The organism is Brenneria sp. hezel4-2-4, assembly GCF_013155275.1.
Classification (GTDB): Bacteria; Pseudomonadota; Gammaproteobacteria; order Enterobacterales; family Enterobacteriaceae; genus Brenneria.
The window spans coordinates 164,761-182,069 of the sequence record NZ_JABJXS010000002.1; the positions used below are offsets into that span (position 1 = coordinate 164,761).

The 17,309-nt window shown below is 57.4% G+C and carries 14 protein-coding genes and 1 riboswitch; of the genes, 9 read left to right on the forward strand and 5 right to left on the reverse strand.

Annotation, left to right across the window (positions count from 1 at the left end; all coding sequences use genetic code 11):
* Position 1 precedes the first annotated feature (1 nt).
* Complete coding sequence (rhaT, locus tag HOY33_RS04730; RefSeq protein WP_172289065.1) at positions 2-1,036, reverse strand: L-rhamnose/proton symporter RhaT; 1,035 nt, start codon at positions 1,034-1,036, stop codon at positions 2-4.
* Between the two features lie 355 nt (positions 1,037-1,391).
* Positions 1,392-1,493: riboswitch (guanidine-I (ykkC/yxkD leader) on the forward strand.
* 59 nt (positions 1,494-1,552) lie between these two features.
* Here rhaT and HOY33_RS04735 point away from each other — a divergent pair.
* The 6 genes from HOY33_RS04735 to uca all read left to right on the forward strand — a co-directional run bounded on the left by HOY33_RS04735 (position 1,553) and on the right by uca (position 9,330).
* Positions 1,553-2,611, forward strand: a complete 1,059-nt coding sequence (locus HOY33_RS04735; RefSeq protein ID WP_172289066.1) for a putative urea ABC transporter substrate-binding protein — start codon at positions 1,553-1,555, stop codon at positions 2,609-2,611.
* A gap of 24 nt (positions 2,612-2,635) precedes the next feature.
* Positions 2,636-3,451, forward strand: coding sequence for an ABC transporter permease (locus HOY33_RS04740; protein WP_172289067.1), 816 nt, complete (start codon positions 2,636-2,638; stop codon positions 3,449-3,451).
* Entirely contained in the window at positions 3,448-4,239 is a 792-nt protein-coding gene (locus tag HOY33_RS04745) for an ATP-binding cassette domain-containing protein (protein ID WP_172289068.1), read from the forward strand. Before HOY33_RS04740 ends, HOY33_RS04745 begins: the two co-directional genes overlap by 4 nt.
* A gap of 11 nt (positions 4,240-4,250) precedes the next feature.
* Entirely contained in the window at positions 4,251-4,982 is a 732-nt protein-coding gene (locus tag HOY33_RS04750; RefSeq protein WP_172289069.1) for an urea amidolyase associated protein UAAP1, read from the forward strand.
* An 11-nt stretch (positions 4,983-4,993) separates the two neighbouring features.
* A complete protein-coding gene (locus tag HOY33_RS04755; RefSeq protein ID WP_172289070.1) occupies positions 4,994-5,629 on the forward strand; it encodes an urea amidolyase associated protein UAAP2 in 636 nt (211 codons plus the stop codon).
* 101 nt (positions 5,630-5,730) lie between these two features.
* Positions 5,731-9,330 carry an urea carboxylase gene (uca, locus tag HOY33_RS04760; RefSeq protein ID WP_172289071.1) on the forward strand — a complete coding sequence of 1,200 codons (3,600 nt, stop codon included), beginning with the start codon at positions 5,731-5,733 and terminating at the stop codon, positions 9,328-9,330.
* Positions 9,331-9,405: 75 nt separating this feature from the next.
* On the opposite strand, the gene HOY33_RS04765 is transcribed toward uca, so the two are convergent.
* The 4 genes from HOY33_RS04765 to HOY33_RS04780 are packed head-to-tail and all read right to left on the reverse strand — an operon-like array spanning position 9,406 to position 12,774.
* On the reverse strand, positions 9,406-10,302 hold the full coding sequence (locus HOY33_RS04765) for an ABC transporter substrate-binding protein (protein ID WP_172289072.1): 897 nt from the start codon (positions 10,300-10,302) through the stop codon (positions 9,406-9,408).
* Positions 10,299-11,027: an ABC transporter permease gene (locus tag HOY33_RS04770; protein ID WP_172289073.1), complete on the reverse strand. Its 729-nt coding sequence runs from the start codon at positions 11,025-11,027 to the stop codon at positions 10,299-10,301. The genes HOY33_RS04765 and HOY33_RS04770 overlap by 4 nt, the downstream gene beginning before the upstream one ends.
* A complete protein-coding gene (locus HOY33_RS04775; RefSeq protein ID WP_172289074.1) occupies positions 11,024-11,674 on the reverse strand; it encodes an ABC transporter permease in 651 nt (216 codons plus the stop codon). Before HOY33_RS04775 ends, HOY33_RS04770 begins: the two co-directional genes overlap by 4 nt.
* Complete coding sequence (locus HOY33_RS04780) at positions 11,671-12,774, reverse strand: ABC transporter ATP-binding protein (RefSeq protein ID WP_172289075.1); 1,104 nt, start codon at positions 12,772-12,774, stop codon at positions 11,671-11,673. Before HOY33_RS04780 ends, HOY33_RS04775 begins: the two co-directional genes overlap by 4 nt.
* Before the next feature lie 502 nt (positions 12,775-13,276).
* On the opposite strand from HOY33_RS04780, the gene HOY33_RS04785 reads away from it, so the two are divergent.
* The 3 genes from HOY33_RS04785 to HOY33_RS04795 all read left to right on the forward strand — a co-directional run bounded on the left by HOY33_RS04785 (position 13,277) and on the right by HOY33_RS04795 (position 17,308).
* Entirely contained in the window at positions 13,277-14,269 is a 993-nt protein-coding gene (locus HOY33_RS04785; protein WP_172289076.1) for a LacI family DNA-binding transcriptional regulator, read from the forward strand.
* Between the two features lie 264 nt (positions 14,270-14,533).
* Entirely contained in the window at positions 14,534-15,622 is a 1,089-nt protein-coding gene (locus HOY33_RS04790; protein ID WP_172289077.1) for an alcohol dehydrogenase catalytic domain-containing protein, read from the forward strand.
* 90 nt (positions 15,623-15,712) lie between these two features.
* Positions 15,713-17,308, forward strand: coding sequence for an MFS transporter (locus HOY33_RS04795; protein ID WP_172289078.1), 1,596 nt, complete (start codon positions 15,713-15,715; stop codon positions 17,306-17,308).
* The last annotated feature ends 1 nt before the right edge of the window (position 17,309 follow it).

The window sequence follows — 17,309 nt, forward strand, 5'->3', positions numbered from 1 at the left end:
ATCAGCTGGCCATCCCCAAACCAACGATGTTGGCCGCCAGAATAATCACCACGCAACCCACGCTTAATACGCCGACCGGCCGGCGGCCGGCCGATGTCCACTCTTTCAGGATCAGACCGACCAAGCCGCCGCACAGCACATAGAAGCTCATATGCAGCATCCAGCTCATATAGTCATACTGCGGCGGAATTTTGGCGTGGCCCCAGGCATAGAAAAAGAACTGGAGATACCACATCAGCCCCCCGAGCGCGGAAAGCAGTAGGTTACTGATCAGCAGAGGTTTCGCCACAGAGAAGTCCGCTTTGACCGACAGATCTTTCACTGTCGCCAGGCGAATGAAACAGAAGCCCAGGTTAATCAGCGCGCCTCCGCCCATAATGACCACGTAACTTGGCAGCGCCACATATAACGGATCCACGCCGAGGGTCGCCGCGGTTTCGTGCATCGGTTTCGCCGCGTCCATCGCAAAGGACATCCCGGCAGAGAAGATGCCGCACATGACGGCCAGCATCAGTCCTTTTTTCAGGTTGAACTCTTCGGCCTGAATGCCCATCTGGCGTTCTTTTAACCGGCCGGCATAGGTGACGATCGCCACGCCAATCACCGCGACCAGTACGCCCAGCAGCGTCATCCGGCCGCCGGCTGTGCCAATCAGCACGCCGAATTTACCGTTCAGGATCGGCGTCATCAGGGTGCCGACTATCAGCGTGATGCCAATGGCGATGCCGATACCCATCGACATGCCAAGATAGCGCATGGTGAGGCCGTAATTGATGTTGCCTATGCCCCACATGGCGCCGAACAGGAACACCGGTAATAAGGTCGCGGCGCTGAACGAAGCGTAATATCCCCAGAAATCCGGCAACAATAACGCGCTCACCGCCCAGGGCAGGAGCAGCCATGACACCATGCCGCCCACCGACCACATGCTTTCCCACGACCAGTGTCGTACTTTCTTGAACGGCGCATAAAAGCAGGCGGCGCTGGCTGCGCCGATCAAGTGCCAGAAAATCCCCATAGTAATGTCGTTATTCATTCTCTATCCCTCATTTTTATTGAATGGACAGGGCGACGGCCTACGACCCCGGAGCCATCGACTCTAAAGAGCGGACGACAGGCCTGCCTTTAGGTGAGTGACGCCGGCGGGGTAAAGCTGGCAAAATCCAGCGGTTGGGATTGATAACGATCACAGTTTGATATTTTCTTTCCCCGGCGGGTTCAGCCAGCGCCGCCGACAAAATGCACCAGCGCGACGCAACCGGTGGCACCAGCGTGGGGCGTCGCGGGGCGATTTCGGCGCCGGAATGCGGCGCTCAGGGCCTTCCAAGGGCTGGCATGTATTTTGCTTCTGGTTTGTGTGGGGCAGCACTACGGCATTGTGCTGAATGACCTGAATAGCTGGCTAGGGTTCCGATCCGCGCGATGCGGATGACTGGTCCGAGAGCTGGCGACCTCCAGTTGAGGTTACACGGCGGGATAAAAGCCCGGGAGACAGCAACACCGCTGGTGTAGCGCTGCTCCCCTTTTTTCCCACCCCAACTGGAGGTCTGACATGAAATTATCTCGCTTACTGGGTGTTTGCGTCCTCAGTCTCTCGGCAGTATTAAGCTTTCCTTCTCACTCCGCGCCCAAAAAAGAGTTCAACGTCTGCTGGACCATCTACGCGGGATGGATGCCGTGGGGGTATATCGGCACCGAAGGCATCATCGACAAATGGGCCGATAAGTACGGCATCAAAATCAACGTCACTCAACTTAACGACTATGTTGAATCCATCAATCAATATACCGCCGGACAGTTTGACGGCTGCACCATGACCAACATGGATGCGTTGACCATCCCGGCGGCGGGCGGCGTGGATTCGACGGCGCTATTGTTGGGGAGTTTCTCCGACGGCAACGATGGCGTGGTGTTGAAAGGCACGGGCAAAACGCTCAACGATCTGCGCGGCATGAGAGTCAATTTGCCGGAGCTGTCGGTATCGCATTACCTGCTGGTGCGCGGGCTGGAAACCGCCGGGTTGCAGGAGCGCGATATAACGGTGGTCAACACCTCTGACGCCGATATCGTCGCCGCCTTTTCCACCCGCGGCGTACAGGCCGCCGTGGCCTGGAACCCGCAGCTTTCCGCCATCAAAGCCATCCCGGACACCACCGAGGTCTTCCACTCCGGACAGGTGCCGGGCGAGTTGATTGACATGATGGTGGTCAATACCCGCGTGCTGCAAGAGAATCCTGACTTTGGCAAAGCCCTCACCGGCGCCTGGTTCGAAATGATGGCGCTGATGCAGGCGGGCAACCCGGCGGCGCTTGAGTCGATGGCTAAAGCATCCGGCACCGATCTGGCCGGTTATCAGGCACAGTTGAAAACCACCCATCTGTTTTACACCGCGCAGGACAATCTACAGTTCATCACCAACCCGGAACTGCCCGCCACCATGCAACGGGTGGCGAAATTCTCTTTTGACAAAGGGCTGCTGGGGGATGGCGCGCAGAGCGCGGAGTTTATCGGCATGAATTTCCCCGGCGGCATCACCCAGGGCGATAGCGGGAATGTGAAGCTGCGCTTCAATGATGAGTTCGTTCGACTGGCGGCCGCAGGCCAGCTTTGATCCCGACTCACAGGAGAAAATGCCATGCGCCTGATTAATCGCCACCCGCAACGGAGTGGACGCATGCTGCTGGTACTGTTGCCTTTTGTCGTGCTGTTGGCGGCGTATCTGATGGGGTCCGCCGTGCGGCTGGAGGCCAATCCCAGCGACAAGCTGTTGCCCAGTTTCGCGCAGATGGCCGACGCCATCCAGCGTATGGCGTTTACGGCGGACAGGCGCAGCGGCGATTACCTGCTTTGGCTGGATACGGCCGTCAGCCTGGGCAGACTGGCGAGCGGATTGGCGATCGCCTCATTGCTCGGCCTGTGCTTCGGCATTGCGGCGGGGGTGTTTCCTTTGTTGCGGGCGTCTCTGTCGCCATTGATGGCGGTACTGTCGATGATCCCGCCGCTCGCCATCCTGCCGATCCTGTTTATTGTGTTCGGACTGGATGAACTATCAAAAGTCATGCTGATCGTCATTGGCATCACGCCGATGCTGGCGCGCGATCTGGAACAGCGCGCCCGGGAGATCCCGCCGGAGATCCTGATCAAAGCCCAGACGCTGGGCGCCAATAGCTGGATCGTGGTTTTGCGGGTGGTGCTGCCGCAGTTGCTATCGCGCCTGTTGACGTCGCTGCGCCTGCTGCTCGGCACGGCGTGGCTGTTTCTGATCTCCGCCGAGGCCATTTCGGCCACCGCCGGGCTGGGGTATCGCATCTTTCTGGTACGCCGCTATATGGCGATGGATGTGATTCTGCCTTACGTGGCGTGGATCACGCTGCTGGCGTGGCTGATGGATCTGTCGCTGCGTTATCTCAACCGCCGCTGTTTCCCCTGGTCAGAGGGAGGAAAAGCATGAGCTTTATCGAAATCGATAACATCTGGCAGGAGTATGGCGACCATGTGGTGCTGGAACGGCTGAACCTGCATATTGGCGAAGGGGAGTTTTGCACGATGGTCGGCGCGTCGGGCTGCGGCAAATCGACGTTTCTGCGCCTGCTGCTCGGTCAGGAACAGCCCAGCCGCGGCAGCATCCGGCTGGAGGGCGGCGCATTGCCCGCCGAACCCGACGTTAGCCGCGGTGTGGTCTTCCAGCGTTACTCGGTTTTTCCGCATCTGAGCGTGCTGGAAAACGTGACCATCGGGTTGGAGTTACCGCATGCCCCCTGGTGCGGGCGTCTGTTTGGCCGGCGTAAACGCGCGGCCAGAGAAAAAGCGGCGGCCATGCTGGCGCGCGTCGGTCTCGGACAGGCGCTGCATCACTATCCCAGCCAGCTTTCCGGCGGCATGCAACAGCGTCTGGCCATCGCTCAGGCATTTATCGTCCAGCCGCGCATTCTGCTGCTCGACGAACCGTTCGGCGCCCTCGATCCCGGTATCCGCAAAGATATGCATACCCTGCTGCTGGAACTGTGGAATGAAACCCGGCTGACGGTGTTTATGGTGACGCACGATCTGTCGGAAGGGTTCAACCTCGGCACGCGCCTGCTGGTATTCGACAAGGTGCGCATTGATCCGCAGGCCCCTAACGCTTACGGCGCGCGCATCACCTATGACATTCCGCTCAATCAGAATCGTCACGCCGCCCGTGAGGCGCTAACCGCCTTGCCGCCGCGTATCACCGGCGTCGACCCCGTTACTTTTTAAGGAGCTTTTTTATGACCACAGATACGCTGGCGTTACGCGCCAATCTGTATGAAGAAACCGTCCCCGGCGGCGGTCATACCTCGTTCATTCTCAAGCGCGGCCAGGTGCTGCGCATCACCGACATAGAAGGCGGAGCCAACGTTAGCCTATTGCTGCTCAACGCCCGCCAGCCCAGCGAACGGCTGAATCTGCCGGACACCCTGAAAGGACAGCATACCGCCAAACTGACGGCGGGCCATTGTCTGTATTCCGACATGGGACGGGTGCTGGCGGCGATTATTACGGATACCTGCGGCTGGCATGACAGCTTTGGCGGCGTGCTCAATGCGGACGAAGTTCAGCAGAAATACGGGCCAGGGCGCTATCAGGAACTGCGCAACGGTTTTTTCCGCAACGGCACGGACAACCTGCTGGTGGAAATGGGCAAGTGGAATCTTGACCTTCAGGACTTGCTGATGGTGGTCAATTTGTTCAGCAAAGTGACGGTCGATGAAAGCGGCCGGTTTTGCTTCCACCCGGACTCTTCCCGGCCGGGCGATTATATCGAGCTGTTCGCCCCGATGGACACGCTGGTGGTCTTGACCGCGTTGCAACATCCGATGGATCCGAATCCGCGTTATGCCCCGCAGCCGGTGCGGCTGGCGTGGAGCCAGGCCGCCGGCGACGGCATCACCGTGGGCTGTCGCACATCGCGCCCGGAAAACGCGCGGGCTTTTCATAACACCGAACGCTTCCAGCTTTAAGGAGAAATAACATGACTCTCACCGCCAGCAACCTTGCGGCGCACGATGCGGTTTTCCGCCATGTGATCCCCGCCGGCGAGCCTTATCTGTTCGAGGTCAAACAAGGCCAGATCTTGCGTCTGCTCGATCTGGAGGGAAATCAGGCCATCGACACGCTGTTCTACCGCGCCGCCAATCCCCGTGAACGTTACGATCCGCAACGTACGCTGCGTCGGCAAAACAACGTCTATCTGACGACGGGCAGCGTACTGTATTCCAATCTGGGCAACCCGCTGTTGACCATCGTTGCCGATACCTGCGGACGCCATGACACGCTGGGCGGCGCCTGCGCGCAGGAGAGCAACACGGTGCGCTATGCGCTTGACCGGCGCTATATGCACAGCTGTCGCGACAACTTTCTGTGCGCCTGCCTGCATGATGGACGGCTGAACAAAAGGGACATCGGCGCCAACATCAACTTCTTCATGAATGTTCCCGTCACCGCCGAGGGCGGGCTGACCTTTGAGGACGGTATTTCCGCGCCGGGCAAATACGTCGAGCTGCGGGCGGAATGCGATGTCATCGTGCTGATTTCCAACTGTCCCCAGCTCAACAACCCCTGCAACGGCTGGGATCCGACGCCGGCCGAGGTATTGGTATGGAACTGACCGCCCGGTAACGCGCCGCCGCCACCGTATTTACCGCCCTGGACGACCATGAGGCGGTCTTGATTCCGGCGGGACGGCCCGCCCTTGTGAGAGTCTAGCGAATGTTTGACAAACTTCTCATTGCCAATCGCGGCGCCATTGCGTGTCGTATTCTTCGTACGCTGCGCACGTTAGGGGTACAGGGCGTGGCGGTTTACGCCGACGCGGATGTCAGCAGTCTGCATATTCAGCAGGCGGATGAAGCGATAGGTCTGGGCGACGGCCCCGCCGCCCAGACCTACCTGGCGGTGGAAAAAATACTTGCCGCCGCCCGTCAGAGCGGCGCCCGCGCCATCCATCCGGGATATGGTTTTCTCTCGGAGAACGCCGCCTTTGCCGAGGCGTGCGCGGCGGCGGGGATCGCTTTCGTCGGCCCGACGCCTGAACAACTGCGGGTGTTCGGCCTGAAGCACACCGCCCGGGCTTTAGCCAAACAGCACGCGGTGCCGTTGCTCGAAGGCACAGCGCTGTTGGAAAACCTTGACGCCGCTCTGGAAGCCGGCGCACAAATCGGTTACCCGGTGATGCTCAAGAGCACGGCGGGCGGCGGCGGTATCGGTATGCGGGTCTGTTACAACGCGGAGGCGCTTTCCGAGGCGTTTGAAACGGTACAGCGCCTCGGCCAGAATAACTTCAGCGATGCCGGCGTGTTTATCGAAAAGTACATCGAGCGGGCCAGGCATCTGGAAGTACAGATTTTTGGCGATGGCCGTGGCGAGGTGTTGGCCCTCGGCGTGCGGGATTGTTCGGTGCAGCGCCGCAATCAAAAGGTTATCGAGGAAACCCCGGCGCCCAACCTGCCGGCGGGGATGGCGGAGGCGCTATGTGAGGCCGCGGTCAGGCTTGCCGGCGCGGTGAACTACCGCAGTGCGGGCACGGTGGAGTTCGTCTATGACAGCGCCGCACAGCAATTCTATTTTCTCGAAGTGAATACCCGTTTGCAGGTTGAGCACGGCGTCACCGAGCAGGTTTGGGGCATCGATCTGGTGCGCTGGATGATTGAACTGGCCGCCGGCGACCTGCCGCCGCTCGCCGAGTTGGCGACAAATCTGCATCCACGCGGGCACGCGATTCAGGCCCGCGTGTATGCGGAAGATCCGGGCCGCAATTTCCAGCCATCCCCCGGCCTGCTGACCGATGTCTCGTTCCCTGACGCGGACGGTCAGGCGCTACGGATCGATACCTGGGTAGAGGCGGGGTGCGAGATCCCGCCGTTTTTCGACCCGATGATCGCCAAGCTGATTAGCTGCGCGGCGACCCGCGAACAGGCCGCCGCGGCGCTGGATCGGGCGCTGGCGGACACCCGACTGTACGGCGTTGAAACCAATCGCAACTATCTGCGCCAGATCCTGGCGGACAGGCCATTTTCCAGCGGTTCCCCCTGGACGCGCTGCCTGGATAATCTGACTTATCAGGCGATGACCTGCGAGGTGCTCGCTGCCGGCACGCAGACCACGGTACAGGATTACCCCGGACGTCTCGGTTATTGGGCGGTCGGCGTACCGCCGTCCGGCCCGATGGACGATCGCGCGCTGCGGCTGGGCAATCAACTGCTGGGGAATGATGAAGGCGACGCGGCGCTGGAAATCACCATGAACGGCCCGACGCTGCGTTTCAACACCGACTCGGTGGTCGCCGTGACGGGGGCTGCCTTGCCGATCGATATCGATGGCGAAGCCCGGCCGATGGACACTGCCTTCTTTATTCCGGCGGGGGCCACGCTGCGGCTGGGCGCGATGCGTGCGCAAGGGGTTCGCAGCTACCTGTGTCTGCGCGGCGGTATCGCGGTGCCTGACTATCTTGGCAGCAAAAGCACCTTTACGCTGGGGCAGTTTGGCGGCCATGCGGGGCGCGCCTTGCGCGCGGGCGACGTACTGCATCTTGCCCCTCTCAACGACAGCCGTGCGGGAGACAGCCTGCCTGACGGTCTGCGCACCCAACTGCCCGCCGTACGGCAACTGAGAGTGATTTACGGGCCGCACGGCGCGCCGGAATATTTTACGCCGGCTTATATGGACACTTTTTTCGCCACCGACTGGGAGGTGCATTTCAACTCCAGCCGCACCGGCGTGCGTCTGATCGGGCCGAAGCCCGAGTGGGTGCGCGACAGCGGGGGCGAGGCGGGGTTGCATCCGTCGAATATCCATGATAATCCCTATGCCATCGGCGCGGTGGATTTCACCGGCGATATGCCGGTGATACTCGGCCCTGACGGCCCCAGTCTGGGCGGTTTTGTCTGTCCGGTGACGGTGATCGACGCCGATCTGTATCAGCTAGGCCAGCTCAAGGCCGGCGATCGCGTCCGTTTCGTGCCGGTCGATATCGCCACAGCCCGCGAGTTGGCGCAGGCGCGGCGCGCCGAAATCGCCGCGCTTGCGCCGGTAACGACCCACTGGCGGCCCGCTCCGCTGACATCGCCGGTGGTGCTCGACATCGGCGGCGGCGATCGGCGTCTGGTGGTTCGTCTGTCCGGGGACACGCATCTGTTGCTGGAAATTGGCGATCCCGAGCTGGATCTGGTGCTGCGTTTTCGCGGACATGCGTTGATGCAGGCGCTGGCGGCCAACGATCTTGATGGCGTCATCGACCTGACGCCCGGTATCCGCTCGCTACAGGTACATTATCAGCCTGAAACGCTGCCGCAGGCGCAACTGCTGGAAATCATCGGCGGCCTGTGGGATGACGTTTGCGCCCGCGGCGATCTCCGGGTGCCGTCGCGCATTGTGCACCTGCCGCTCTCCTGGGACGATCCCGCCTGCCAGCTGGCTATTCGGAAATATATGACCACCGTGCGCCGCGACGCCCCCTGGTGCCCGAGCAATCTGGAGTTTATTCGCCGCATCAACGATGTGGCGGATCTTGACGAGGTCTACAAAACCGTTTTCGACGCCAGCTATCTGGTCATGGGGCTGGGGGATGTGTATCTCGGCGCGCCGGTGGCGACGCCATTGGATCCGCGTCATCGGCTGGTCACCACCAAATACAACCCGGCGCGCACCTGGACGGCGGAAAACTCGGTGGGTATCGGCGGCGCCTACCTGTGCGTCTACGGTATGGAAGGGCCGGGAGGATATCAGTTCGTCGGCCGAACCTTGCAGATGTGGAATCGCTACCGCGATGTGGCGGCGTTTGGCGGTAAGCCCTGGCTGCTGCGCTTCTTCGATCAGATCCGTTTTTATCCGGTATCCGCCGACGAGCTGTTGCGCATCCGGCGCGATTTTCCACTGGGGCGCTATCCGCTGCGCATCACGCAAAGCGAATTGGCGCTGGCTGATTATCAGGCCTTTCTTGCCCGCGAGGCCGAGGGCATCGCCGCCTTTCGTACTCGCCAGCGCGCCGCTTTTCATGCCGAACGCGAGCGTTGGATCGCATCCGGTCAGGCGCACTTTGACAGTGAAGAGACAGTGATGGAAAGCGCCGAGGATACCCCGTTGCCGCCGGGGCGGCAGGGGGTGGAAAGCCCGATCGCCGGTAATCTCTGGCAGGTGAAAACCACGCTGGGGGCGACGGTCGCCAAAGGCGACGTGCTGGTGGTGCTGGAGTCGATGAAGATGGAGATACCGCTGGCGTCGCCGCTGGAGGGCATTGTGCGCGAGATCCGCGTGCAGCCCGGTTCAGCGGTGCGCGCCGGCCAGTGCGTGGTGGTGATCGAAGAACGCTGAAAGCGCGAGTGTTGCGGAGCGGGTAATGCCTGACAGGTTCAGGACGGTTTCCTTACCGTCCTGGATCCCGGTGGGTTATTTTTGTAAGCCGTGCTGAAGCAGCCACTCGCGCGCTACGTTCTCAAGGCTTTCAAAATCCGCCAGTTTTTCATTCATGGCTATCAGGTCTTCGGTGGTCAGTTTGGCGGAAACGTTATTAAGGGTGGTTTCCACCACGCTGTTGGACTTGTCGACGGCAATCAGCGGAACGATATTCTGGGCCAGGAACAGGTTCTTGGTGTCCTGTAGCGTTACCAGGTGGTTCTGTTTCAGCGCCGGCGTGGTGGAGTTGAAGTTGGCTACCTGTATTTGGTTATTTTTCAGCGCGGACAGAGTCAGCGGCCCGGAGACGTCCAACACTTTGAATGTCTTAAAGTCCAGGCCATAAATCTCTTTCAGACCGATGACCCCTTCGCGGCGGGTTTTCCACTCCGGCGGGCCGCCCAGCACTAATCCATTGGCGATCGGCGCCAGATCGTCAATGGTTTTCAGGTTGTAACGCTGGGCGGTTTTTTGGCTAACGGCCAGAATATCGCCGTCCTGCGCCTCGGAAATATTCAACATCTTAATTTGCGGCGGCAGTTTGGTTGCCAGGGCTTTGGCGACGTCTTCCGGGCTGTGCGCCTCGGTTTTGTCATCCAGATAGCTCAGCGCGGCGCCGCTGTATTCGGGGAGCAGATTGATGGAGCCGTCGAGCAGGGCCGGCATGTAAACCTCCCGGCTGCCGATATTCAGTTTTGTCTGCGTACGAATGTTGTTCGCCGCCAGCGCGCCGGCATAAATGGTGGCCAGCAACTGACTTTCAGGAAAATCAGCAGACCCGATAATTATGGTGCCCACATCGTTGGCGTTCGCATCCTGAGATGCCGCCTGACCGGTCTGACACAAAGCAAGGGATAACAGTGATGCAGCGAGTAATTGACTCAGTTTCATTTGGCTGGACTCCTGACAAGTGAAGAGGATGTTTTCGTGGTGGGGTTCAGACGCACTTCGTGCCGCAAAATGCCGGGCGAAACCATCATGCGTGTTAACAATGAGAACAAACAATCGATAATTAGCGCCAGCAGCGCCACCAGAATGGCGCCGGCAACCATCTGCTGATAGTCGTTCTGCGCTCGGCCATCGATAATCAAACGTCCCAGTCCTCCCATCGACACATAGGCGGCGATGGTGGCCGTGGAGATGATTTGCAGGGTGGCGCTGCGGATACCGGACAGGATCAGCGGCAGGGCGCAGGGCAGCTCCACGGAAAACAGCAGGCGCCACGGGGAATAGCCCATTCCGCAGGCGGAATCGATAACGGTTCTGTCGATGGCGGTGATGCCGGACCACACCCCCAGCATGATCGGGGGAAGCGCCAGGATGATGAGTACAATCAGACAAGGCACAATAAAAGCCAGATCGGATTCAAACACCGGGCCAAAAACAATCACCAGCAGAATGATCAGACCGAAAGACGGCAGGGCGCGCAATGCGTTGGCGCTGCCGATTAACAGGCGTTCCCCTTTGCCGGTATGGCCGGCATAGCACCCAATAGGGAAAGCCAGCAGGATGGCGATGCCCAGAGCGACGGCGCTGTATAACAGATGCTGGCAAAGCAGCGCCAACAGCCCTTCATCCCCCAGCCAGCGGCTGCTATCCATAAACCAATCGATCATGTTGAGCTCCTTTTGGGTTGCCAGGCTGCCAGTCTGCGGGTAAGAAGCAGCAACAGATTATCGAGCAATAATGCCAACAGGATGCACAGCACGATGCCGGCAATAATCGGGGTAAGAAAATGGAGCTGGAAACCTTGGGTAAACAGGCTGCCGAGCTGCGGCGCGCCCACCAATGCGGCGATTGAGACGATGCTGACATTGGAAACCACCACGACGCGCAGTCCGGCGGCAATCACCGGCACGGCGATGGGCAAGTCCACGGCGAGAAATTGCTGGAACGGTTTGTATCCCAATGCCAGCGCGGCTTGCCGCGTATCCGGCGAAACAGCGTCCAGGCCGTCACACACGGTGCGCACCAGCAACGCAAAGGCATAGATGGTCAGAGCCGCCACCACATTGATGGTATCGAGAATGCGGGTGCCGAGGATCCCGGGTAACAGCACAAACAACGCCAGGGAAGGAATGGTGTACAGCAGACCGAACAGGTTGAGGATCAGACTTTTCAGACGCGGCAGGCTCTGAATCATCTGACCAACGGGGATCGCCAGCACCAGACCCAGCAGCACCGGCACCACCGAGAGCCAGACATGCCAGAGAAAGAGCTGCAAAATCTGATCGCTTTGCCGCCATAGCCAGTCAAATCTCATGATACCCCCTGGTCATTGCCGTCGCGCAGCGCAGACAGAACGCTATCGAAATTCACCGATCCCAACAGACATTGCCGATCGTCCACCACGATCCCCCGCTGACAGGGAGAACTGAGTACCGCGTCGGTAAGTTGCCGCAGCGATCCTGACAACGGGGCGAATGTGCTGCCAAGGTTAATGGCTTCGTTGGTGACGGTGGCTTCCCGGGGCTGGCGCAGATCGAACCAGCCGAGCGGTTTTTGCTGATCGGTGACCAGGATCCAGCGTTCCTGAGTCTGCGCCCGGGCCTGTTCGACGCTGGCGCCGACATTGACGCAGGGTTCCGGTTGTAGCGTGAGCTGCGGATGCAGCGCGCTGAACGCCAAACGCCGATAGCCCCGATCCCGGCCGATAAAATCAGCGACAAAGGGGCTGTCAGGCGAGGTAAGCAGTTCCGCCGGTGAGGCGATTTGCGCCAGACGGCCACCCGGCATCAGCACCGCTACCTGATCGCCCAGCTTCATGGCCTCGTCAATATCGTGTGTCACCATAATGATGGTTTTGCCGATGTCGCGCTGTAGGCGTAGAAACTCATCCTGTAACTGCTCGCGCACCACCGGATCCACCGCACTGAACGGTTCATCCATCAGCATAAATTCAGGATCTGCCGCCAGCGCCCGAGCTACGCCGACACGCTGCTGCTGACCGCCGGATAATTGCCAGGGATAGCGCTGCGCCAGCGCCGGAGAAAGCCCGACGCGTTCCAGCAGTTCAAGCGCGGTTTTATGTGCCGCTTGTCGGGTGGCGCCGTTGAGCAAGGCGGTGACGGCCACATTGTCGACGATGGTTTTATGGGGAAAAAGCCCTGCGTTCTGAATAACATATCCAATTCTGCGCCGTAGCTTGACCACGTCCATTCCTGCCGTGGACTGACCGTTTAACAGAATTTTGCCTGTGGACGGCTCGATCAGACGGTTAATCATGCGCAATGAGGTGGTTTTCCCGCATCCTGACGGCCCCACCAGAATGGTGAGTTTGCCGGTTGGGGCGATGAAAGAAAGCCTGTCGACAACCAGGGTTCCATCCTCATAGTGTTTTGTGACGTTATCGAACGAAATCATTGTTATTCCACCACGACCTTATCTGCTGATAGGGCAACGCCAGAACTGCGGCAATGCCATATCCATGGATTAATAAAACCGTATTGGCAAACTGCTCAAACCGGCTTTCTTGTATAGTCTTGTATGTACAACATGCACGTTTTATGCCAAGCGATTTTATTTGCGCTAATAACCATTAATTGGTTAATTAATAAGAGAAAAAGATTAAGAGGGTGTTCGACAAAGAAAACAATTGCCCCATAATGAGACGCTGTGTGCTTTTTTGGGGCATAAAACCCGGGTTGTTTTTATGCAGGCAGGCGCCTGAACCGAGACAATCTTTACCATTGATACGGTATTTGAAATATCAGAGGCGTGAACCGCCCGGATTGACCAGCAGAACGTTCGCGCAGGACGGCTTATCTTCTTGAACCGGTCGATAGGGTATTGACGCGAAGATGTCTCCGAATGAAACGGGGGAAATGATATACTTCCTCTTTTTCGGCTGAGTCATTGTCAACACATGAAAGCGTCCGGTAATAAATCACCCACTATCACTGATATCGCCCGTCTCGCGGGCGTCAGCAGTATTACCGTTTCCCGAACCTTTACCGATCCGGGCAAAGTCAAAGCCAAAACGCGGGAGAAGATCCTGCGGATTGCCAGCGAAGTAGAGTACGTTCCCAACGTATTTGCACAGAATATCAAAACATCCCAAAGCCCCATTATTGGCATTGTGACGGACGATACCTTTAACCAGAGCTACTCGTACGTGATTCAGGAGTTATGCCTGCGCGCCGAGGAAAAAGGGTATTCGGTGATGATTTTTACCACCGGCGGCGGCCGCGAGTCTGAAGTGAAGGCGATCAATACGCTGGTGGGCTACAAAGCGGCGGGTGTGGTGTTGTCCGTCATCAGCGATACGCCCGACTATGACGTAAGCCACCTTAAAATTCTGCATAATTCGCCGACGAAGCTTATTCAGTTCGACCGTCAGTTTGACACCAACCTGCCTGCCGTTTTCGTTAACGATGAACGGGCAGGGGAGCTAATCGCCTCGGTCATTACCGAGAAAGCCTGGCGTCATATTCTGGTGATTGGTGGTCAGGAGCACTCGCGTATCACTCAGGCGCGTGTGCGCAGTATCTGTCAAAACATTCCCGCCACGACGCAGGTTACCTGCCTGTATGCGGACTATCGCTATGACAAAGCGAAAGAGAAAATTACCGCTCACTTCTCCTCCGGGGTGATGAATTACGACGCAATTGTTGGGATCAACGGCGCCATTTCTCTTGCTGCGCGCAGCGTCGCGACAAAATGGTCACTGAATAAAGTTGAATTTCTCTCCATAGACGACATGCCCAATGCCGAAGATTTTGGATTTTTTTACCCTTCCGTTGTTCATGATTACAAGCAATGGGCGACCATCGTCGCCGAAAATCTGGTGGCGGCTATTGAAGAGCGCCCCTGGCAGCAGCGCACGGTAATAAACGGCTTTCTTAAAAACTACCGCTAGTTGTGACTCCGTTTTACTCTCCTGGTTTTGACGCGTATTCAATGTTTATGTGAACATAATTTGGCAATATTATCATACATATAAAATTATGACACGTTGGGTGTATTCTATTGTGAAATAACGTTTCAATTATATGTGTATGATATTTATGATTTTTTAAAAATAAACTGTCAGCGCGATCACAAAAACATACTGTCTAGTTATAAATGTTCACGAAAACATTTTAATGTGCATTCACACTCGATATGTACAGGAAATGCAACTGTGAACATAAAACCCACTGTAATCAAACAACTGGTCAATTTTGGCCCGAAAGACTATCGCCTGATCTCTGCGCCGCTGCCGGAGCCAAAAGAGAATGAACTGCTGGTGAAAGTTGGCGCTTGCGGTATCTGCGCCTCTGATTTTCACTGCTACCACGGTGCGCCGATGTTTTGGGGCAACGAGACGTTTCCTCCGTATGTAAAAACCCCGGTAGTCAGCGGTCATGAGTTCTACGGCACCGTTCATGCGGCAGGCCCGAATGCGCTGGAGCACTTTGGTGTCGCGCTGGGCGACCGTGTTATTGCGGAACAGATCGTACCTTGCGATAAGTGCCGTTTTTGTCGCAACGGGCAGTACTGGATGTGTGAAAAACACGACATCTACGGTTTCCAGAAAGAAGATGCCGATGGCGGCATGACCGAATACATGCTGTTTAAGCCCACCAGTCGGGTACACAAAATCCCTGAGTCGCTGTCGCTGGAAGAGTGCGCGCTGATTGAGCCGTTCTCCTGTTCGGTGCACGCGGTCAATCGTGGCGATATTCAGTTTAACGACGTGGTGGTGCTGGCGGGGGCCGGAACTTTAGGACTCGGCATGGTGCAAGCCATCAAACTTAAAACGCCGAAAAAACTCATTGTTATCGACACGATGCCGCACCGCCTGGCGCTGGCGAAACAGCTTGGCGCGGATGAGGTCATGAATCCGCTTGAGGAAGACGTTATCGCGAAAGTGAAAACGATGACCGACGGCTATGGCTGCGATGTCTACATTGAAGCCTCTGGCAACCCGGCGGCAGTCAATCAGGGACTGCAAATGATCCGTAAGCTTGGGCGCTTCGTGGAATTCAGCGTATTCAGTCGCGAGACCTCCATCGACTGGTCAATCATCGGCGACAGAAAAGAGTTGGATATCCGCGGCGCGCATTTAAGCCCTGGCTGCTATGAGACGGTTATCGATCTCTTTAGCCGCAAGCTGCTGACGGCAGAAGGCATCGTGACGCACCAGTTCCCGCTCGACAGTTGGGAGATGGCATTCGCGACGTTTGGCAGCGCTAAAGCAATCAAAGTGCTGCTGGTGCCACACGCGTAATCACGCGCTTTAAATCCGCGATCGGGTGTTGGCAACCCTATGACATGCCAGCACCGTACCCCAATCCACAATGCTTCGGGGCACAAAAAAATGAAACAACGAAAGATAGGTTTACATCATTATCTGGCCTACGGTTCCGGTGATTTCCTTGGAGCCGGCACGGCAGTATTAACCTCAGCCTGGCTACTTTATTTCTATACCAGCTTTTGCGGACTGACGCCCATCGAGGCGACACTGATCTTCGCCTGCGCACGCGTGCTTGACGCCGTGGTAAGTCCGCTGATGGGCTATGTGAGCGATAACTTTGGCAGCACCAGGCTTGGACGGCGCTTTGGCCGCCGCAAGTTCTTTATTTTGCTGGGTATTCCTTGCATATTTAGTTACACCATTATGTGGGTTGGAGACATGGCGTTTTGGTATTACCTGCTCACCTACCTGCTGTTCGATATCGTCTACACCATGATTCTGGTGCCTTACGAAACACTGGTGCCGGAAATGACCGATGACTTTAAACACAAGTCGAAATTCTCCGGCGCGCGCATCGCCATGGGGCAGCTTTCCGCTATATTGGCGGCCTTTCTGCCGGGCGTTTTCCTGTCATATTTTGGTAAAGACAATCCGCTGTCGTTCTTTTACGCAAGCCTCGTTCTTGCGGTGATTTGCGCCATTGTACTGACGCTGGTCTATTGCTTTACCTGGGAACGGCCTGCGGAGCTGAAATCTGAAGCGGAGCGCCGGCACGAGCAGGGCGATGAGAACCTGACGCTGAGGGAACGTCTCAAACGCCTGAGCATTGAATTAACCTCCACTTTCCGCATCAAGATTTTTCGCCAGCATCTGGGGTTATACCTCGGCGGCTATATCGCGCAGGATGTCTTCAATGCCGTGTTCACCTATTACGTGGTATTTGTCCTGATGCAGACGGCGCAAACTGCATCAAACTTAATGGGCGTGATGGCAATCCTTCAGTTCGTTGCGGTTGTCGGCATGATCCCGCTTTGTATCCGCTTTGGGCCAGCGCCCGCCTATCGCGTCGTGGTTATACTGTTCGGCCTGGCCTCCGTCTCGTTTGCGCTGGTTTACTATGCGGGAATGAGCGATGTCTATTCGCTGCTTCTGTTTATTTCCGCAGTGGCGGGTCTGGGCCGCGGCGGGATCAACTATATTCCCTGGAATATCTACACTTACATTTCAGATGTGGATGAGACGATAACCGCTCAACGCCGTGAGGGCATTTTTGCCGGAGTGATGACGATGACGCGAAAAGCCTCGCAGGCAGGGGCGGTCATGCTGGTGGGGATCATCTTGCAGATGTCCGGTTTCGTGTCGGGCAAGAGTGTGCAGGATCCGCAGGTCAGCCACACCATCTTACAAATACTCAGCTTTGGTACTGTGGGTTTACTGGCTGTCGGATTTATTATCTCTCTGAAATTTAAACTTAATTTGCATACGCATCAGTTGTTGCAACAAGAGAATCAGCGTATGCGCAGCGCCAATCGCCCGCTGCCGGAAAGCGTTTCGCCTGATATTCGGGCGACGGTGGAAATGCTGACCGGCCTGAAATACGAATCACTATGGGGTAACAATAACATTGGCTACCTCAATCGCCAGAAAGCGCCCCCCGTAAAGGCTAACGCAGCCCACATGTCTTCACCCACTTCTGAACATGATAAATACGCAGGATGAC